The sequence below is a fragment of the Vibrio salilacus genome (assembly GCF_002811245.1).
GTDB lineage: Bacteria > Pseudomonadota > Gammaproteobacteria > Enterobacterales > Vibrionaceae > Vibrio > Vibrio salilacus.
In genome coordinates, this window is the sequence record NZ_NIVQ01000003.1 from 44463 (window position 1) to 62556 (window position 18094).

Here is an 18094-nt window from a genome sequence, read left to right on the forward strand (position 1 = left end):
ATGCTGTTCTCCACAACTGAAGCTCTACTGCCATTTACGGTGATAAGCGCCGAGCGTCGTCTGAGTTCCCTCAGAGACATTAGCGAGTGCGGCATCCCATTTCGCCTCAACTTGATAAGCTTCAGGGTTGGCTTGGTAACGATCTATCGCTTCACGCCAAGTGCGTGTGACCTGCTCAACATAGGCAGGGCTGCGTTGGCGGCCTTCGATTTTTACCGACGCAACGTTAGCGGCAAATAGCTCAGGTAACATAGAGAGCGTGTTAAGACTCGTTGGCTCTTCAAGGGCATGATAAGCGTGATTGGGCCCGCTAATATCGCTCGTAAAGCGGCCTTTACACAGCGTTGGGTAGCCAGCGTTCTCACCATCACGGTAACGGTCAATAAGAATATTGTTCAAACGCGACTCTAAACCTTGTTCGGTTTCTTGCCAGCGAACATATTTTGCTGGAGAGCAAGCGCCGACTGTGTTGGGTGATTCACCCGTCATGTAAGAAGAAAGGTAGCAGCGCCCCTCCGACATAATACATAAACTGCCAAAGGCAAAGACTTCAAGTTCGATATCACCGGTGATATTACGTGACAGTTGTTTGACTTGGTGGATAGACAACACACGTGGCAAGACAACGCGTTTAACGTTGAAGTTTTGCTGATAGAAATCGATAGCGGCAACATTGGTTGCAGAAGCTTGCACAGAGAGATGCAGTTCTAACTGTGGGTATTTACGCGCCGCATAATCGAGCATGGCAATATCTGCGACAATTAACGCATCGACACCACTGCTGGCTGCGCGATCAACCGCATCTGTCCAACGTTCAAAGCCATGCGGATGGGCAAAGGTATTGAGTGCCACGTGAATTTTTTTTTGGTGGTCATGAACATACTGCACTGCTTTCTCAAGCTTTTTACCGGTAAAGTTTAAGCCGGCAAAGTGACGCGCATTGGTATCGTCTTTGAAGCCGATATATACCGCATCTGCGCCACAATCAATGGCAGTTTTCAACGCAGGTAAGTTGCCTGCTGGGCATAGGAGTTCCATTGCTGTTACCAATACAGTCTCTTATAAAGTGCAGAGCATTTTATGAAGATATATGAATGGCAGATTTGATGTGAGGCAGGTTTGAGTGAGTTTGTTGAGCAATTTCTAAAAAGGTTAGCTCTTGTGGCGACGATTTTGCGCAAATAGCTCTTCTACTTCCTGACGTGGTTGAGGGCGATGGAAGTGGAAACCCTGAATGGAGTTACAGTTCAGATTTGAAAGCAGGGTCGCTTGCTGTTGTGTTTCTACCCCTTCTGCGACAACGGTCAAATTAAGCGATTTACCTAAATTGATGATATTTTCGATGACGGTGATCTGCTTGGGCAGTGTATCGATGTCCGAGATAAAAGCGCGGTCGATTTTTAGTTCATCAAGTGGGAAGCGGGCTAAATAAGAGAGAGAAGAGTAACCAGTGCCGAAGTCGTCGATAGACAGAGCAAAACCGAGCTTTTTTATCGCATTAAGCATCTGTAGTGTGTGATCACTATCACTCATAACCGCACTTTCGGTAAGTTCGAAAGTGATGCAGCTAGGGTCAAGTTCAGTCGTGCGTAACAGCTTTTCCATATAATCGATAAGCTTGGGATTGCCAAATTGCTCAGGAGATAAGTTAATCGCAACGCGACCGGGCAGAATACCTTGCAGCTTCCAACGCTTAACGGTGGTAAATACATCACGCATTACCACACGGCCAAGGTGTTCAATCAAGCCTGCACGCTCGGCAACAGGAATAAAAGCGCCTGGGCTGATATAGCCTTCAATCGGATGCTTCCAGCGAATCAAGGCTTCAGCACCATTAATGCTGAAATCGCGAGCATTAACCTTAGGTTGATACCACACTTCAAGCCCATTTTGCTGTAGCGCTTTTTGTAGTTCTATTTCTAACCAAAGACGCATGCGCGCTTCTTTATTCATTTGATCGTTAAATTTAATCAAACGATTTCGGCCGCGATCTTTGGCTTCGTACATGGCGGTATCGGCGTTTTGCAGCAAGATGCGCGCATCATTGCCATCACCAGGGTACGCCACGCTGCCAATCGAGCAGGCAAGACGTTTACTAAAATGGTGAAGGTCAAAAGGCTGATTAATCAGTGAGATGATCCGCTCAGACAGTATCTCTGCCATGCGGTTATTCTCGGGTTCTGGTAGAATAATACCAAACTCATCGCCTCCTAAATGCCCTAATACCGCTTGTTGAGGAAGAAGACGTTTAAGACGAGAAGAGACCTCCTTAATGACCTTGTCACCAATATGATGACCCAAGGAATCATTGATGTTTTTGAAGTTATCAATGTCCAAGTAGAGCATGATGAGCGGGGTTTCATTGTGGATCATCTGCTCAAGACGTTTAGTGAAACCAAAGCGATTATAGAGCCCGGTAAACGAATCTACATGGGCATCTTCTTGATTGTTCACGCGTAAGGTTTTGGGCGTCGTTTCGGCATCTTGAATCAGTACCAATTGCGAATCACTACCGAGGAGCATGGTCGCATCAGCCATTAACTGAACTTTACGTTCAAAGCCACAACGAGGACTGGTCAAACACACCAGCGGCGCTTCGCATAAACTATTGGTCAGAGAAGACTCAGAAAAAACGGTTTTGGTTTTCTCATCGATAAACAGACGTGACAGGCTTTCACCTAATACATCTTGTGTAGATTCAAGACCTAACAGTCTCAGGGCCGCAGGGTTGACTGAGATGATGCAGTCGTCCTCGACCAATAAAATCCCTTCCGGAAGTAACGAAGTTAAGGTTGAGAACTTGCCCTCAGCCTCGTCTAACGAGCGGATCAGGATCTGCTTTTCAGAGGTATCGATGGCGTGAAAGATGATGTGCTCGATTTTGCCGTCGATGTCGACCGGCGAAACGTTGAAGTGAAGGCTGGTTTCTAGATTTAAATCACCGAGAGTCATCTCGGCCTCAATAGACTCACCTTTGAACGCTCTTTGATAGTAGGGCTTGAGATTATCGTAAAATTGCTGACCCATAATTTGGGCGTCATTCATACCGACGAGCTCTGTCGCAGTCAGTCCAGCGATATCGCAATAGCGTCCGTTAACCACGGCATAGTTATGTTGGCTGTCCAAAACGGCGAAAAAGAACGGGCTATTGGCCGTTATTTTTGTAAACCAGTGCTGTAATTGTTGCGATAGCATCAAGGGGGTACGACTCTCCAAAGAGCAAAGCATTTATACAAAAAAATTTGTAGGTGTTGTCAACACTATAACTGTCCTTGCCCCGAGTTTAAAGCGCTAAGGGCGCGTGTTTCTTTTTTGATAAATGACAGGAATCGGCGGGCAAACATGCTTTATGATAAGACATTACAGACATCAAAATAACGGATAACTCGCGTGATTAACAAGATTCGCACTCAACTAGTTCAAAATGCCGCATCAATTTTGCGATCCCCAGTCCACTTATTGCCTCAATTTGTACAAAAAAAAGCCTTGCTTGAAGGGTTGAAGATGGTATTCAAAGAGGCGTTAGAAGAGGGAGACTTTGAATTTTTAGCTGGAAAATGGTTAAAAGTTGAGATTAGAGATCTGCAATTGAGTTGGTTGATCAGTTATCAAGATGAAAAACTGCTTGTTGCAGACACTCCGGTTGCTGAAGATGTGCTGTTCAGCGCTAATCTTAACGACTTAGTGTTGATTGCTGGGCGCAAAGAAGATCCGGATACACTGTTTTTTCAACGTCGTCTTACCATCGAGGGAGATACAGAGTTGGGGCTAGAGGTGAAGAACCTCATGGACAGTGTCGATTTAGAGTCGCTACCGACAGCGCTACAAAGTGTATTAAATCAACTAGCCGACTTTGTGCAAAAAGGCTTACAATCGCCAGTAACACAAAAAGAGGTTATTAATGCTTATTCGAACTGAAGCCCCCGCAGACATTCTTGGCGTCGATCGTTTATTAAAACATGCTTTTGAAACCAAAGTGGAAGCAGACTTAGTGATGAAGCTAAGGGAGAATGGTCGTCGTACGCTATCATTTGTCGCTTGTAGTGATGAAGGTGATGTGGTCGGCTATGTCATGTTTAGTCCTGTGACATTGAATGGTGAAGACCTCAATTGGCAGGGATTAGCACCGCTTGCGGTCCATCCAGACTATCGCAATCAAGGCATTGCAGAGCAAATCGTCAAAGAGGGGCTAACCTCTTTACTTGAGTTTGACTATCCTGCTTGTGTGGTTCTTGGATCCCCTGATTATTATGCGCGTTTTGGCTTTGTTGCCAGTGAAGCGCATCAAATGCACTGTCAATGGGAAGTGCCGCCGGGCGTATTTCAGGTTCTGCCATTAGTGGACGGTGAGTTCACTGGTCGTTCAGGTTGTATCGAGTACAGCCCAGAATTCACCGAGCTGTAGTCATAGACGCCGAATCCAACGCCAAGCGTGGCTTTTTGTCCTTTTTTTGACCGTTTGGTGCCTAAGAGGTATTTTTTTGCAAAAATCCGCTTGTCACTGCAACTGTGTTTGGTTAGTATTGCTCGGCCTTCGGAAAGGAGGTCGCTAGCCTTGTTCTGAAAGCTTGATGAAAAGTGAGTTTTCGAGCGGCGCTGGCTCAACAATTTGGAACATAGGTGGAAATTATGTTTACAGTTCTACTTGTGATTTACCTGTTGGCAGCGGTTGGTGTAATCGGCCTAGTGCTGATTCAACAAGGTAAAGGCGCAGATATGGGAGCCTCATTCGGTGCAGGCGCATCAAACACAGTGTTTGGCGCAGGCGGCTCAGGTAATTTTCTAACCCGAATGACTGCAGTTTTTGCAACAGCATTTTTCATTATCAGCTTAGTGCTAGGCAATATGTCTACACACAAAACTGAATCTCAGTGGATTGACCCAACGCAAGGTCAAATTATCCAACAAGCTGATGATGTTGCGAGTGAAGTTCCAGCCCCTAAGGGTGACGAAATTCCTCAATAAGCTATTTTCTAGCTGAAATAGAATTAGCTGCCGAGATGGTGAAATTGGTAGACACGCTAGCATGAGGTGCTAGTGCCTTTGGTGTGAGGGTTCGAGTCCCTCTCTCGGCACCATTGATTTACAAGCTTGTAAAACATCTTCGAGAGCGTATAATGCTCGACAAGTCGGACGCGGGGTGGAGCAGTTTGGTAGCTCGTCGGGCTCATAACCCGAAGGTCGTCGGTTCAAATCCGGCCCCCGCAACCAATCCTTTTCAGGATTAGGCAAGTTTGCGCAGTATTGTTACTGCGAGTTAAGTGGAAATTTATCACTTAACACATCAGGGTCCAGCAACAAAAAACCCCGACTTTTCGGGGTTTTTTGTTATCTAAATTTCCATATTTGGTGATTTAGAGTTTTGCTTGGAATTTAAATTGGGCTCTGAGCCCTTTTTTTGTTTCTGGAGTGGTTTAAATGACTGGTTTAGAAAGACAACTTACTGAAATGCTTGAAGCTCCTGTAGCGGCATCAGGTTATGAGTTAGTTGGGTTAGAATTTATTCGCGCAGGCGAGCATTCAACGTTACGTATCTTTATCGATCACGAAAACGGTATTAACGTTGATGATTGTGCAGAAGTTAGCCGCCAAGTGAGTGCGGTTATGGATGTCGAAGATCCAATCACGGTGGCTTACAACCTTGAAGTTTCTTCACCAGGTCTAGAAAGACCACTTTTTAAAACAGCACACTATGAGCAATTTATTGGTCACGAGGTAAGTATCGTTTTGAAAATGGCTGTGGCCAATCGTCGTAAGTGGAAAGGTACTATCCACTCAGTCGATGGCGAAACTATTTCTGTTATCGTTGAAGGTAACCAAGAAGAGTTCGCGCTCAGTAATATTTCAAAAGCTAACCTGATCCCTAAATTTTAATTAAAGTCTTAGAGGCTATTTAAAATGAGTAAAGAAATTTTAGCGGTAGTAGAGGCGGTATCGAACGAGAAAGCGGTGCCTCGTGAGCGTATATTTGAAGCCCTTGAAATTGCACTTGCAACTTCTACTAAGAAAAAACACGAGATGGAAATCGATGTCCGTGTTGAAATTGACCGCAAAACCGGTGAGTTTGAAACTTTCCGTCGTTGGTTAGTGGTTGAAGAAGTTGAACATCCAACTAAAGAAATTTCAATCGAAGCTGCACAGTATGAAGATCCAGAAATGCAGCTTGGTGATTACGTTGAAGATGATATCGAGTCAGTAACGTTTGACCGTATTACCACTCAAACCGCTAAACAAGTGATCGTACAGAAAGTACGTGAAGCAGAGCGTGCGCAAATCGTTGAGCAGTTTATTGACAACGAAGGCGAGCTTGTTACTGGTGTGGTTAAGAAAGTAAATCGTGAAACTGTGGTTCTGGATCTTGGCAACAATGCCGAGGCCGTTATCCTTCGTGATGACCAACTTCCACGTGAAAACTTCCGTCCAGGCGACCGTGTTCGTGGTTTACTTTATAAAGTAGCGCCAGATGCGCGTGGCTTCCAGCTGTTTATCACTCGCTCTAAGCCAGAGATGCTAGCTGAACTATTCCGTGTTGAAGTGCCAGAAATCGCTGAAGAAATCATCGAAATGAAAGGTGCGGCACGCGACCCAGGTTCTCGCGCGAAAATCGCCGTGAAAACAAACGATAAGCGTATCGACCCTGTCGGCGCATGTGTAGGTATGCGTGGTGCACGTGTACAAGCCGTGTCTGGTGAGCTTGGTGGTGAGCGTATCGATATCGTTCTTTGGAATGATAACCCAGCACAATTTGTTATCAATGCAATGGCGCCTGCCGATGTGGCTTCTATCATCGTTGATGAAGATGCTCACTCAATGGATATCGCAGTTGAAGCGGATAACTTAGCGCAAGCGATCGGTCGTAATGGCCAGAACGTTCGTCTTGCGTCTCAACTTACCGGTTGGGAGCTTAACGTAATGACAGTTGAAGACCTGCACAAGAAACACGCAGAAGAGTCTCAAGCTGCAATTGAAAACTTCATGAAGCACCTAGATATTGAAGAAGACTTTGCTCAGCTATTAGTTGAAGAAGGTTTCTCTACTCTAGAAGAAGTGGCTTACGTACCAGTAAGCGAGTTACTTGAAGTTGACGGTCTAGATGAAGATCTCATCGAAGAACTACGTAATCGTGCTAAGAATGCACTAACCACTCTAGCGCTAGCGCAAGAAGAATCTTTCGAAGGCGTAGAGCCTGCTGAAGACCTACTTGGCCTCGAAGGCCTTGAGCGTGAGATGGCATTCAAACTGGCAGCTAAAGGTGTGAGAACACTAGAAGACCTAGCTGATCAGGGTATTGATGATTTAGAAGGTATTGAAGGTCTGACCGAAGAACGTGCGGGTGAGCTAATTATGGCAGCTCGTAACATTTGTTGGTTCGGCGAAGACGCATAATTCAGCAGGGGAGGAAGCGGCATGACACAAATTACTGTTAAGGCACTGAGTGAAGAAATTGGAACGCCAGTGGACCGCTTAATTGAACAACTTGCTGACGCTGGTATGAACAAAGCGAGTGGTGACCAAGTTTCTGATGATGAAAAACAGAAGCTTTTGACTCACCTTAAAAAAGAGCACGGTGACACGTCAGGTGAAACTGAGCCATCTCGTTTGACACTACAGCGTAAGACTCGCAGCACACTAAGCGTAAATGCTGGTGGCGGCAAGAGTAAGGATGTTCAAGTAGAAGTACGCAAAAAGCGCACTTATGTGAAGCGCAGCATCATCGAAGACGACGCGAAACGTGAGGCTGAGGAAGCAGCAAATCGTGAAGCGGAGGAGCTTGCGAAGCGTGAAGCTGAAGAGCAAGCAAAACGCGAAGCTGCAGAGAAAGCACAACGCGAGGCCGAAGAAAAAGTGAAGCGAGAAGCGGATGCAAAACGTGAAGCTGAAGAGAAGGCCAAACGCGTACAAGCTGATAAGGCTAAGAAAGAAATGAATGCAAAAAACGCAGACGTGAATACGCAAGCGAAGAAAGAAGCTGATGAATTAAAGCGTCGTCAGGAAGAAGAAGCGCAACGCAAAGCGGAAGAAGAAGCTGCTAAGCTTGTTGAAGAAGCTCGTAAGCTTGCTGAAGAAAACGAAGCTCGCTGGACAGAAGAAGAGAAGAAGAAGAAAGAGTTAGAAAACTCTGACTATCACATCACGACTTCTACTTATGCCCGTGAAGCAGAAGATGCGGCAGACCGTAAAGAAGAAAGTGGTCGTCGCAAGAAGAAGAAAAAGCCTGCTGATGATCAAAACCGCAGTGGTCGTAACCAACGTGGTGGTCGTGGCCGCAATAATAAAGGTAAATTGGCTAAGCCAACGTCAATGCAGCACGGTTTTGATAAGACAGCAACAGTAGCTAAGTCTGACGTTGTCATTGGTGAAACGATCGTTGTTTCTGAACTGGCGAGCAAAATGTCAGTCAAAGGCACTGAAGTCATCAAAGTAATGATGAAGATGGGCGCAATGGCGACCATCAACCAAGTTATTGACCAAGAAACAGCAGCGCTTGTTGCTGAAGAAATGGGTCACAAGGTTGTTCTTCGTAAAGAGAACGAACTTGAAGAAGCGGTACTTGCTGATCGTGATAACGATGCTTTGGCTGAAAGTCGCGCACCGGTTGTTACTATCATGGGTCACGTTGACCACGGTAAAACGTCGACGCTTGACTACATCCGTAAAGCACACGTTGCTTCAGGTGAAGCGGGCGGCATTACCCAGCACATTGGTGCATACCACGTTGAAACTGACAACGGCATGATCACTTTCCTTGATACTCCGGGACACGCCGCGTTTACCGCCATGCGTGCACGTGGTGCTCAAGCGACAGATATCGTTGTTCTTGTTGTTGCAGCAGACGATGGCGTAATGCCTCAAACAGTCGAAGCAATCCAGCACGCGAAAGCGGCAGGTGTGCCTCTGATTGTTGCTGTGAACAAGATTGATAAAGAAGGCGCGAACCCAGATAACGTTAAGAATGAGCTAGCTCAATACGACGTTATTCCTGAAGAGTGGGGCGGTGAGAACATGTTTGTTCACATCTCTGCCAAACAGGGTACTAACATTGAAGGCCTTCTAGAAACTATCCTTCTTCAGTCAGAAGTTCTTGAGCTTAAGGCTGTAAAAGAAGGCATGGCTTCAGGTGTGGTTGTTGAATCTCGCCTCGATAAAGGTCGTGGTCCAGTGGCAACTGTACTGGTTCAATCTGGTACGCTGAACAAAGGTGATATCTTACTGTGTGGCCAAGAATATGGTCGTGTTCGTGCAATGCGCGATGAGAACGGTAACGAAATTACGTCAGCGGGTCCTTCGATCCCGGTCGAAATCATCGGTCTGTCTGGTGTTCCATCTTCTGGTGATGAAGCTACCGTTGTTCGTGATGAGCGTAAAGCCCGTGAAGTTGCTAACTACCGTCAAGGTAAGTTCCGCGATGTGAAACTGGCTCGTCAGCAGAAATCGAAGCTAGAGAACATGTTCTCTAACATGACAGCGGGTGAAGTTGCTGAACTGAATGTGGTACTTAAAGCCGACGTTCAAGGTTCTGTTGAAGCAATCGCAGACTCGCTACGTAAACTTTCAACTGACGAAGTGAAAGTGAACATCGTGGGCTCTGGTGTTGGTGGTATTACTGAAACTGATGCGGTACTTGCTGAAGCTTCAAACGCTATCATCCTTGGCTTTAACGTTCGTGCCGATGCATCAGCGCGTCGCGCGATTGAATCTGCTAACGTTGACCTACGTTACTACTCAATCATTTACCAATTGATTGACGAAGTGAAACAAGCAATGGGCGGTATGCTAGCACCAGAATTTAAGCAAGAGATCATTGGTCTTGCTCAAGTTCGTGATGTGTTCAAGTCTCCTAAGCTTGGTGCAATCGCTGGTTGTATGGTAACTGAAGGCGTCATTAAGCGTAGCAATCCTATTCGTGTTCTACGTGATAACGTTGTTATCTACGAAGGTGAACTTGAGTCACTTCGTCGCTTTAAAGATGATGTCCAAGAAGTTAAGAACGGCTACGAATGTGGTATCGGCGTTAAGAACTACAACGATGTTCGCGTAGGCGATCAAATCGAAGTGTTTGAAATCGTTGAGATAAAACGTACTCTTGACTAATAGACTAAAATTACTTGCGTTATCTTTTAGATAGGCAGTAATTGGTTGTTGAATACACCATGGGGGGCTGGCTTTGACCATCCCCCCATTCTTTCTAATAAGAGAAAAGATATGTCAAAAGAATTTAGCCGCACGCAGCGTGTGTCGCAGCAGTTGCAAAAAGAACTAGCAATGATCCTTCAGCGTGAAGTCCGTGACTCTCGCCTAGGTATGGTGACGATTTCTGATGTGGAAGTGTCACGCGATCTTGCTTACGCCAAAGTGTTTGTCACTTTCCTTTGTGTCGGTGAGCAGACCCCTGAATCTTGTCTAGAAGCGCTACGTGAACACGAAGTTCACATCCGCATGATGCTAGGTAAGCGTATTCGTTTGCGTCTAACGCCGGAAGTTCGCTTCTACTACGACAACACACTGGTTGAAGGTATGCGTATGTCTAACCTTGTTTCAGAAGTGGTTAGTGAAGATAAGCGTAAACAACATGACTCTGGCCGTGAAGACGAATCGACTGGGGAAGACAACTAATGGCTCGTCGTCGTAAAGGTCGTCCAATTAACGGCGTTATCCTTTTGGATAAGCCAACAGGCATTTCATCGAATGATGCTCTGCAAAAAGTAAAACGTATTTACTTTGCAGAGAAAGCGGGTCACACCGGTGCTCTGGATCCTCTCGCGACAGGCATGCTACCAATTTGTCTTGGTGAAGCAACAAAGTTCTCTCAGTTTCTACTCGATTCAGATAAGCGTTATCGTGTGATCGCCAAGCTTGGTGAGCGCACTAATACGTCTGATTCAGATGGTGAAGTGGTAGAGACACGTGCTATCGATGTCGATCAAAATAAGCTTGAAGCGTGTATTGAAACATTCCGTGGTGAATCTGAACAGATACCTTCAATGTTTTCGGCATTAAAGTACCAAGGTAAACCTTTGTACGAGTATGCACGTCAAGGCATTGAAGTACCACGCGAGTCGCGTAAGATCACCGTGTATGACATCGTTCTGCACCGTTTTGAAGGCGATGAAGTTGAGATGGAAGTACACTGCTCGAAAGGGACGTACATTCGTACTATCGTTGATGATTTGGGCGAAATGCTAGGCTGTGGTGCTCACGTGACTATGCTGCGTCGTACTAAGGTGGCTGACTACCCTTACGAGAGAATGGTGACCTTAGAGCAATTAAATGAGCATCTAGAACAAGCCGAACGTGATGGCATTGCACCGCGTGAGCTACTCGACCCATTATTATTGCCGATGGATACTGCGGTTGAGGCTTTACCTGAGGTAAATCTCAATGCAGAGCTGACGGATTTAGTGCAACACGGTCAACCTGTGCAAGTGTTTGGTGCCCCTGAAGGGACGCTGCGTATGACATCAGGTGACGAGCGACTATTTATCGGCATTGCTGAGCTAAACGATGACGGCAAAGTTGCCCCGAAGCGTTTAGTGGTTTTTCGAGAAGAAACGGAATAATCGACGTGTGATATAAAAAACCGAAGTCATCGCTTCGGTTTTTTTATAGCTATTGAATCAGGCCGTTCGTGCTGAGTTTTTCACGTAACTGTTCGGCACGTTTGCGGTTAACACCAAAATCGGAGTAACCGACTCGTGACTCTGAGCGTACCATTAGCTTGCCATCATCAATGCGCAGCTCTAGATCATCGACAAAACGCATGATTTTAGACGTGCACTCAACTCTAATATAGTTGTCTTGTTTAGCCGCTGTTTTCGCGCCTGGCAGTTGTAAGGCGATGCGTTCAATCGCGTCGATATCGGCGTTAGGTGTAAGGACGAAAGCATCGAGAGAAAACGCTTCACGCTCATCTTCAGTCGAGACACAGTTAGGTTTGTTACCACACGGCGTCGAAGTGCGGTCAGTCATGGTAGTAACTCCTTGGCTACAAGCGGTCAAAGTAACGAGAGAGATAACAAGCAAAGCGATGTTTTTCATATTAAATCCCTTTAAGAGTGTTGAGGTAATTATATGGTTTAAAAAAAGAAAAGGATCCAATTCATGGATCCTTTTGTCTATTTTAACGTTGTGATCAAACTTCGAGGTAATCTAGGATACCTTCTGCAGCTTTACGTCCTTCGTCAATCGCGGTGACCACTAAGTCTGAACCGCGTACGGCATCACCACCCGCAAAAATTTTCGCGTTAGTGGTTTGGTACATGAAGGTTTGATTAACGGGCGCTTGAATACGTCCCCATTGATCAAATTCAACACCATACGGCTCTAGCCATGGCATCTGGTGGGGCTGAAAGCCAAATGCCATGATGACTGCATCTGCGGCGAGGACGTGCTCACTGCCTTGAACAGGTTCAGGGCGGCGGCGTCCTGCTTCATCTGGCTCACCCAATGCGGTCTTGACGACTTTAACGCCCATGACCTGGCCATGAGTGTCTACCTCGATACCTAAGGGCTGTAAGTTAAACATAAACTTAACGCCCTCTTCTTTGGCATTTTTTACTTCGCGACGTGAACCGGGCATATTGGCCTCATCACGACGATAAGCACAAACAACGTTAGCGGCGCCTTGACGGATAGAGGTTCGTACACAGTCCATGGCGGTATCACCACCACCGAGTACCACCACTTTCTTACCCGTCATGTCGATGAAAGGCTGGTCAGTATCAAGTTCCATTACTTTATAGGTATTGGAGACCAGAAATGGTAGGGCATCGTAAACGCCGGGCGCTTGTTCGTTGTCGAGTCCAGCCCGCATATTCTTATACGTGCCGACGCCTAAAAATACCGCATTGTAATCGTCGATCAGCTGTTGCATCTCAATATCTTTGCCGACTTCGATGCCGAGGCGAAATTCGATGCCCATCTCAGTAAAGATCCGACGACGATTCGTCATCACCCCTTTTTCGAGTTTAAACGAAGGGATACCAAACGTGAGCAGACCACCAATTTCTGGGTAACGATCAAATACCACTGGCTTAACACCATTACGGACCAGAATGTCAGCCGCCGCAAGACCGGCGGGGCCCGCGCCGATGATCGCGACTTTTTTGTCGGTCCATTCGACGTTGGACATATCTGGTTTCCAGCCCATCTCAAACGCTTTATCGGTGATATATTTTTCAATATTACCAATAGTGACAGCGCCGAAATCGTCATTAAGGGTACAAGAGCCCTCACAGAGACGATCTTGCGGACAGACTCGGCCACATACCTCTGGCAAGCTGTTGGTTTGGTGCGCAAGGTCGGCAGCTTCGAGTATGCGGCCTTCATTGGCCAATTTCAGCCATTGAGGTATGTAGTTGTGTACCGGACACTTCCACTCACAGTATGGGTTGCCGCAGTCTAGGCAGCGATCCGCTTGTGCGGTGGCTTGCTGATTCGTGAAAGGTTCGTAGATTTCAACAAACTCTATTTTGCGCGTTTTGATCGGCTTTTTCGCAGGGTCAACACGCTGAACATCGATAAATTGGTATACGTTCTGGCTCATGATTTATACATCCTCCATGACTTACTGGGCTTGAACGCGCAGTTCAGCAGCACTACGACTTTGGTGACCGAGTAGGGTATTTAGATCCGCGGCCTGTGGTTTAACCAAATAGAACTTTGGAATCCATTCATCAAAGTTGGCTAAAATCTTTTCAGCGTGTACCGATCCTGTCTCTTCAAGATGCTCTGCGATTAAGCCGCGCAGGTGCTCTTGATGAATATAGAGATCAGACAGTGCTACCGCCTCAACCGACTCTTGGTTGACTCGACCTTGGAAGTCGTCATTTTTATCCAGTACGTAAGCAAAACCACCAGTCATACCTGCGCCAAAATTCACCCCAGTAGCACCCAGTATCGCCACGATACCGCCCGTCATATATTCACAGGCGTTGTCGCCAGCGCCTTCAATGACCGCAATCGTGCCTGAGTTACGTACCGCAAAACGTTCTCCTGCGGTGCCAGCTGCAAACAGTTTTCCGCCTGTTGCCCCATACAGGCAGGTGTTGCCAATAATGGTCGCTTCATTACAAATGAAAGCAGTGCCTTGATGAGGTTTAATGGTAATTTTACCACCGGCCATGCCTTTACCAACATAGTCGTTGGCATCACCGGTAAGGTACAGTTCCACACCACCAGCGTTCCATACTCCAAATGACTGACCTGCGGTACCATCAAGGTGAATTCTGATCGGGGCTCCGGCCATGCCTTGGTTGCCGTAACGTTTAGCTATTTCACCTGACAGACGAGCGCCTACTGAGCGATCGGTATTGATGATGTTGTAGAATAAATCGGTCGATTGTTTGGCTTCGATGGCCGACATCGCTTCATCAACAATTTTTAGATTGAGTTCCGCTTTATCGAAAGGAGCATTGGGCTCAGTCCAGAACATCGGGTGACCTTGCGCTGAGACTGGCGCTTCTAAGATGCCAGATAGATCAAGTTTACTCTGTTTTGCAGTGAGTCCTTCGACGGCTTCTAGCAGGTCAGTACGGCCGATAAGATCGGTGAGCTTTTCGACGCCAAGCTCTGCAAGCAGTCCGCGTACTTCATCGGCAAGGCCAGTGAAGTAGTTCATAACCATTTCAGGCAGGCCTTTGAAGTACTCTTTGCGTAGTGTTTCGTCCTGAGTAGCCACGCCAGTCGCGCAGTTATTCAAATGGCAGATACGTAAGAACTTACAGCCCATTGCAACCATAGGCGCAGTACCAAAACCGAAGCTCTCGGCCCCTAGAATCGCGGCTTTAATGACATCTAAGCCAGTTTTAAGGCCGCCATCCACTTGCAGACGGATTTTATGGCGTAGTCCATTGGCGACTAACGCTTGTTGTGTCTCGGCTAAACCAAGCTCCCATGGGCTACCGGCGTATTTGACCGAAGTCAACGGGCTCGCTGCGGTACCGCCATCATAACCAGAAATGGTAATTAAATCGGCATACGCTTTGGCCACGCCAGTTGCGATGGTGCCAACGCCGGGCTCAGAGACTAATTTAACTGAAACAAGCGCATTGGGATTGACCTGTTTCAGATCGAAAATAAGCTGAGCTAAATCTTCAATCGAGTAAATGTCGTGATGAGGCGGCGGCGAAATCAGCGTGACGCCTTGGACCGAGTAACGTAGCTTGGCTATTTCCGCGGTAACTTTATGCCCAGGCAACTGACCACCTTCACCTGGTTTGGCACCTTGCGCGACTTTAATTTGCAGTACATCAGCATTGGTTAAATAGTGGGGCGTGACACCAAACCGACCGGACGCAATCTGTTTAATGCGTGAGTTACGTTCAGTGCCAAAGCGCTTAGGATCTTCACCACCTTCACCCGAATTGGAATAACCACCAAGGCGATTCATCGCCATGGCTAGAGCTTCGTGTGCTTCTGGGCTCAAGGCACCAATAGACATCGCCGCCGAGTCGAAGCGTTTAAACAGGTCAGTGCTTGGTTCGATGTTCTCAAGTGGCAGTGGCTTGTCGGCTTTTTTCAGCGTCATCAAATCCCGTAGCATAGCCACTGGGCGTTGGTTTACTTGTTTGGCAAAGCTCTTATAGTCGGAGCTTTGGCCTGATTTTACGGCTTGCTGCAAGGTGCCGACAACATCTGGGTTATAAGCGTGATATTCGCCACCATGAACGTATTTAAGCAGTCCGCCATGCTCGATCGGCTTGCGTTTCGCCCAAGCTTTGCGTGCTAGATTAAACAAGTCTTGCTGGATGTCTTCAAAGCAAGCGCCTTGAATTCGTGTTGTCACCCCTCTAAAGCACAGCTCAACGATATCTCGGCTTAGACCGACAGCTTCAAAAAGTTGTGAACAGCGGTACGAGGCGATGGTCGAAATACCCATCTTCGACATGATCTTATACAGCCCCTTATTGATGCCGGTTTGATAATTTTGCATCACTTCGCGATAGCTCTTATCTAAACCACCATCATCAATAACTTTACTGAGTGTTTCATAGGCAAGGTACGGATACACCGCCGTGGCACCAAAACCAAGTAAAACGGCAAATTGGTGCGGGTCACGTACTGAACCGGTTTCAGCAATAATGTTGGCATCACAGCGCAAATTCGCTTCGACCAGTCGTGTTTGTACCGCGCCTACCGCCATTGCGGCCGGAATAGGTAACAAGCCCTTGTGTAGCTCGCGGTCTGAAAGGACGACTAAGACGGTCCCGTTACGCACCACTTCTTCGGCGCGTTGGCACAGCTCGTTGATGGCTTGCTTGAGATCTTTTTGATTAGGATCGTAGTTTATATCCAGTACGGTACTACGATAGTGTTCATCACTCAGTTCCAGCAACTGCTTCATGTCTGAATAGAGCAAAACCGGAGAGTCAAACGTCACACGGTGCGCGTGACCATCTGTTTCGCAGAAGACATTCATCTCTTGGCCAATACTGCTCGCCAACGACATGACATGTTTTTCACGCAGTGGGTCGATTGGTGGGTTAGTGACCTGAGCAAATTTTTGACGGAAGTAATCGGTGATCAAGCGTTCTTTGGATGAAAGCACGGCCATTGGCGTATCATCGCCCATCGAGCCGACGGCTTCTTGGCCCATATCACCGAGTACACGCAAGACTTGATCAACTTCTTCATTGCTCATGGCAAACTGTTTTTGATAGGTCTTGAGCTTGTCATCATCAAAGCTGCGTTCACCGACTTGCTCGTCGGACAATTGAGCAAAAGGGGTCAGCTTATGCACGTTATTTTCCATCCACTCCCGATAGGGGTGACGGCCCTTAAGATCGTTATCGATCTCACTTGATTGCCACAACTTTCCTCGGCGGGTATCAATGACCAGTAACTCACCTGGACCGACTCGACCTTTCTCGGCGACTTCATCAGGGGCGTAATCCCAGATCCCCACTTCGGAAGCAAGCGTGATGAGCTTATCTTTGGTGATCACGTAGCGAGCCGGACGAAGGCCATTTCGGTCTAGATTACATGCGGCGTAACGACCATCAGAGAGTACGATACCTGCTGGCCCGTCCCATGGCTCCATATGTTTAGAGTTGAAGTCATAGAAAGCACGCAGATCGGCATCCATGTCTGGGTGATTTTGCCAAGCGGGCGGAACCAACATACGCATCGCACGGAAGATGTCCATGCCTCCCGCTAAAAATAGATCGAGCATATTGTCTAAGCTTGAAGAGTCTGATCCCGTCTCATTGACGAAGGGCGCCGCACTGTGCAGATCTGGTAATAGCGGTGATGAGAATTTATAAGCACGCGCTCGTGCCCACTGACGGTTACCTTGAATGGTATTGATTTCACCGTTGTGAGCTAAGTAGCGAAACGGCTGAGCCAATGGCCAACGAGGCTGGGTGTTGGTCGAGAAGCGCTGGTGGAACAAACAGATAGCTGACTCCATACGCAGATCGGCCAAATCGAGATAAAACCTTGGCAAGTCGGCAGGCATACACAACCCTTTGTAGACCATGACCTGAGTCGATAGGCTACAAATATAGAATTCTTCGTCATCAAGGATCTGTTTTTCCATTCGTCGACGCGCAATATAAAGGCGTCGTTCGATATCACGCTCGCGCCAGCCGGCCGGTGCAGAGATAAAAACTTGCTGAATATTCGGCAATGAGTCTGCTGCGATGGGGCCAAGTACTGTGCTATTGATTGGTACTTCTCGCCAACCAGCAACCGTCAAAGTTTCCTTGGCAAGCTCTTGATTAATAATGTCTTTCGCTTGCTGAGCTTTTACAGGGTCTTGGTTGAAGAAAATCATCCCGACAGCGTATTGCTTACCAAGATTAAAACCATTTTCATCCGCGATAAGGCGTAAGTAGGTATCGGGCTTTTGTAGTAGTAGGCCACAGCCATCACCGGTTTTGCCATCTGCAGCAATGCCGCCACGGTGGGTCATGCGATCGAGTGCTGAAATTGCGGTGCGGACTAGCTTGTGGCTAGGCTCACCTTCCATATGTGCAATCAAGCCAAATCCACAGTTATCTTTTTCAAGACGAGGGTCATATAGAGCCATTGCAATTCTCCCTTTGCTTCTCTGTCATCCCGACAGAACTACCAACATTAAAAGGGTTGGTATGTA

General features: G+C 47.1%; 13 protein-coding genes and 2 tRNA genes. 10 read left to right on the forward strand and 5 right to left on the reverse strand.

All coding sequences use genetic code 11. The features are described 5' to 3' along the window. Positions 1-24: 24 nt before the first annotated feature. Positions 25-1038: a ubiquinone anaerobic biosynthesis protein UbiU gene (gene ubiU / locus CDZ87_RS02820; protein WP_100752080.1), complete on the reverse strand. Its 1014-nt coding sequence runs from the start codon at positions 1036-1038 to the stop codon at positions 25-27. Between the two features lie 114 nt (positions 1039-1152). Continuing rightward, entirely contained in the window at positions 1153-3195 is a 2043-nt protein-coding gene (locus CDZ87_RS02825) for a sensor domain-containing protein (RefSeq protein WP_100752081.1), read from the reverse strand. Positions 3196-3390: 195 nt separating this feature from the next. Between CDZ87_RS02825 and ubiT the strand changes: the two genes are divergently transcribed. From ubiT to truB, 10 genes are all read left to right on the forward strand, one after another. Next, a complete protein-coding gene (ubiT, locus tag CDZ87_RS02830) occupies positions 3391-3918 on the forward strand; it encodes a ubiquinone anaerobic biosynthesis accessory factor UbiT (protein ID WP_038174193.1) in 528 nt (175 codons plus the stop codon). After that, the gene (locus tag CDZ87_RS02835) at positions 3902-4405 is read left to right on the forward strand and encodes a GNAT family N-acetyltransferase (RefSeq protein WP_100752082.1); all 504 of its coding nucleotides are present in this window, start codon (positions 3902-3904) and stop codon (positions 4403-4405) included. Before ubiT ends, CDZ87_RS02835 begins: the two co-directional genes overlap by 17 nt. A gap of 224 nt (positions 4406-4629) precedes the next feature. Then, entirely contained in the window at positions 4630-4965 is a 336-nt protein-coding gene (gene secG / locus CDZ87_RS02840) for a preprotein translocase subunit SecG (protein WP_038174188.1), read from the forward strand. Positions 4966-4994: 29 nt separating this feature from the next. After that, positions 4995-5078, forward strand: a tRNA-Leu gene (locus tag CDZ87_RS02845). A 56-nt stretch (positions 5079-5134) separates the two neighbouring features. Continuing rightward, a tRNA-Met gene (locus CDZ87_RS02850) sits at positions 5135-5211 on the forward strand. Between the two features lie 207 nt (positions 5212-5418). Further along, positions 5419-5874 carry a ribosome maturation factor RimP gene (gene rimP / locus CDZ87_RS02855; protein ID WP_038174187.1) on the forward strand — a complete coding sequence of 152 codons (456 nt, stop codon included), beginning with the start codon at positions 5419-5421 and terminating at the stop codon, positions 5872-5874. Between the two features lie 24 nt (positions 5875-5898). Then, the gene (gene nusA / locus CDZ87_RS02860; protein WP_038174186.1) at positions 5899-7386 is read left to right on the forward strand and encodes a transcription termination factor NusA; all 1488 of its coding nucleotides are present in this window, start codon (positions 5899-5901) and stop codon (positions 7384-7386) included. A gap of 21 nt (positions 7387-7407) precedes the next feature. After that, positions 7408-10092 carry a translation initiation factor IF-2 gene (gene infB, locus CDZ87_RS02865; RefSeq protein ID WP_038174185.1) on the forward strand — a complete coding sequence of 895 codons (2685 nt, stop codon included), beginning with the start codon at positions 7408-7410 and terminating at the stop codon, positions 10090-10092. A 111-nt stretch (positions 10093-10203) separates the two neighbouring features. After that, positions 10204-10614: a 30S ribosome-binding factor RbfA gene (rbfA, locus tag CDZ87_RS02870; protein WP_038174183.1), complete on the forward strand. Its 411-nt coding sequence runs from the start codon at positions 10204-10206 to the stop codon at positions 10612-10614. Beyond that, positions 10614-11558, forward strand: a complete 945-nt coding sequence (gene truB / locus CDZ87_RS02875) for a tRNA pseudouridine(55) synthase TruB (RefSeq protein WP_100752083.1) — start codon at positions 10614-10616, stop codon at positions 11556-11558. The genes rbfA and truB overlap by 1 nt, the downstream gene beginning before the upstream one ends. 49 nt (positions 11559-11607) lie before the next feature. Here the strand turns inward: truB and CDZ87_RS02880 are convergent, their stop codons facing one another. The 3 genes from CDZ87_RS02880 to gltB all read right to left on the reverse strand — a co-directional run bounded on the left by CDZ87_RS02880 (position 11608) and on the right by gltB (position 18028). Further along, positions 11608-12036: a DUF1499 domain-containing protein gene (locus CDZ87_RS02880; protein ID WP_100752084.1), complete on the reverse strand. Its 429-nt coding sequence runs from the start codon at positions 12034-12036 to the stop codon at positions 11608-11610. 94 nt (positions 12037-12130) lie between these two features. Continuing rightward, positions 12131-13543 (reverse strand): FAD-dependent oxidoreductase, encoded by a 1413-nt coding sequence (locus CDZ87_RS02885; protein WP_100752085.1) that lies wholly within the window; start codon positions 13541-13543, stop codon positions 12131-12133. Positions 13544-13564: 21 nt separating this feature from the next. Continuing rightward, positions 13565-18028 carry a glutamate synthase large subunit gene (gene gltB, locus CDZ87_RS02890; RefSeq protein WP_100752086.1) on the reverse strand — a complete coding sequence of 1488 codons (4464 nt, stop codon included), beginning with the start codon at positions 18026-18028 and terminating at the stop codon, positions 13565-13567. Between the last annotated feature and the right edge of the window lie 66 nt (positions 18029-18094).

What these genes read in the sequence shown, in the direction of transcription:
- ubiU (WP_100752080.1), bottom strand. Translation starts at nt 1,038, where the DNA reads ATGGAACTCCTATGCCCAGCAGGCAACTTACCTGCGTTGAAAACTGCC.
- CDZ87_RS02825 (WP_100752081.1), bottom strand. Translation starts at nt 3,195, where the DNA reads ATGCTATCGCAACAATTACAGCACTGGTTTACAAAAATAACGGCCAAT.
- CDZ87_RS02835 (WP_100752082.1), top strand. Translation starts at nt 3,902, where the DNA reads ATGCTTATTCGAACTGAAGCCCCCGCAGACATTCTTGGCGTCGATCGT.
- secG (WP_038174188.1), top strand. Translation starts at nt 4,630, where the DNA reads ATGTTTACAGTTCTACTTGTGATTTACCTGTTGGCAGCGGTTGGTGTA.
- rimP (WP_038174187.1), top strand. Translation starts at nt 5,419, where the DNA reads ATGACTGGTTTAGAAAGACAACTTACTGAAATGCTTGAAGCTCCTGTA.
- nusA (WP_038174186.1), top strand. Translation starts at nt 5,899, where the DNA reads ATGAGTAAAGAAATTTTAGCGGTAGTAGAGGCGGTATCGAACGAGAAA.
- infB (WP_038174185.1), top strand. Translation starts at nt 7,408, where the DNA reads ATGACACAAATTACTGTTAAGGCACTGAGTGAAGAAATTGGAACGCCA.
- rbfA (WP_038174183.1), top strand. Translation starts at nt 10,204, where the DNA reads ATGTCAAAAGAATTTAGCCGCACGCAGCGTGTGTCGCAGCAGTTGCAA.
- truB (WP_100752083.1), top strand. Translation starts at nt 10,614, where the DNA reads ATGGCTCGTCGTCGTAAAGGTCGTCCAATTAACGGCGTTATCCTTTTG.
- CDZ87_RS02880 (WP_100752084.1), bottom strand. Translation starts at nt 12,036, where the DNA reads ATGAAAAACATCGCTTTGCTTGTTATCTCTCTCGTTACTTTGACCGCT.
- CDZ87_RS02885 (WP_100752085.1), bottom strand. Translation starts at nt 13,543, where the DNA reads ATGAGCCAGAACGTATACCAATTTATCGATGTTCAGCGTGTTGACCCT.
- gltB (WP_100752086.1), bottom strand. Translation starts at nt 18,028, where the DNA reads ATGGCTCTATATGACCCTCGTCTTGAAAAAGATAACTGTGGATTTGGC.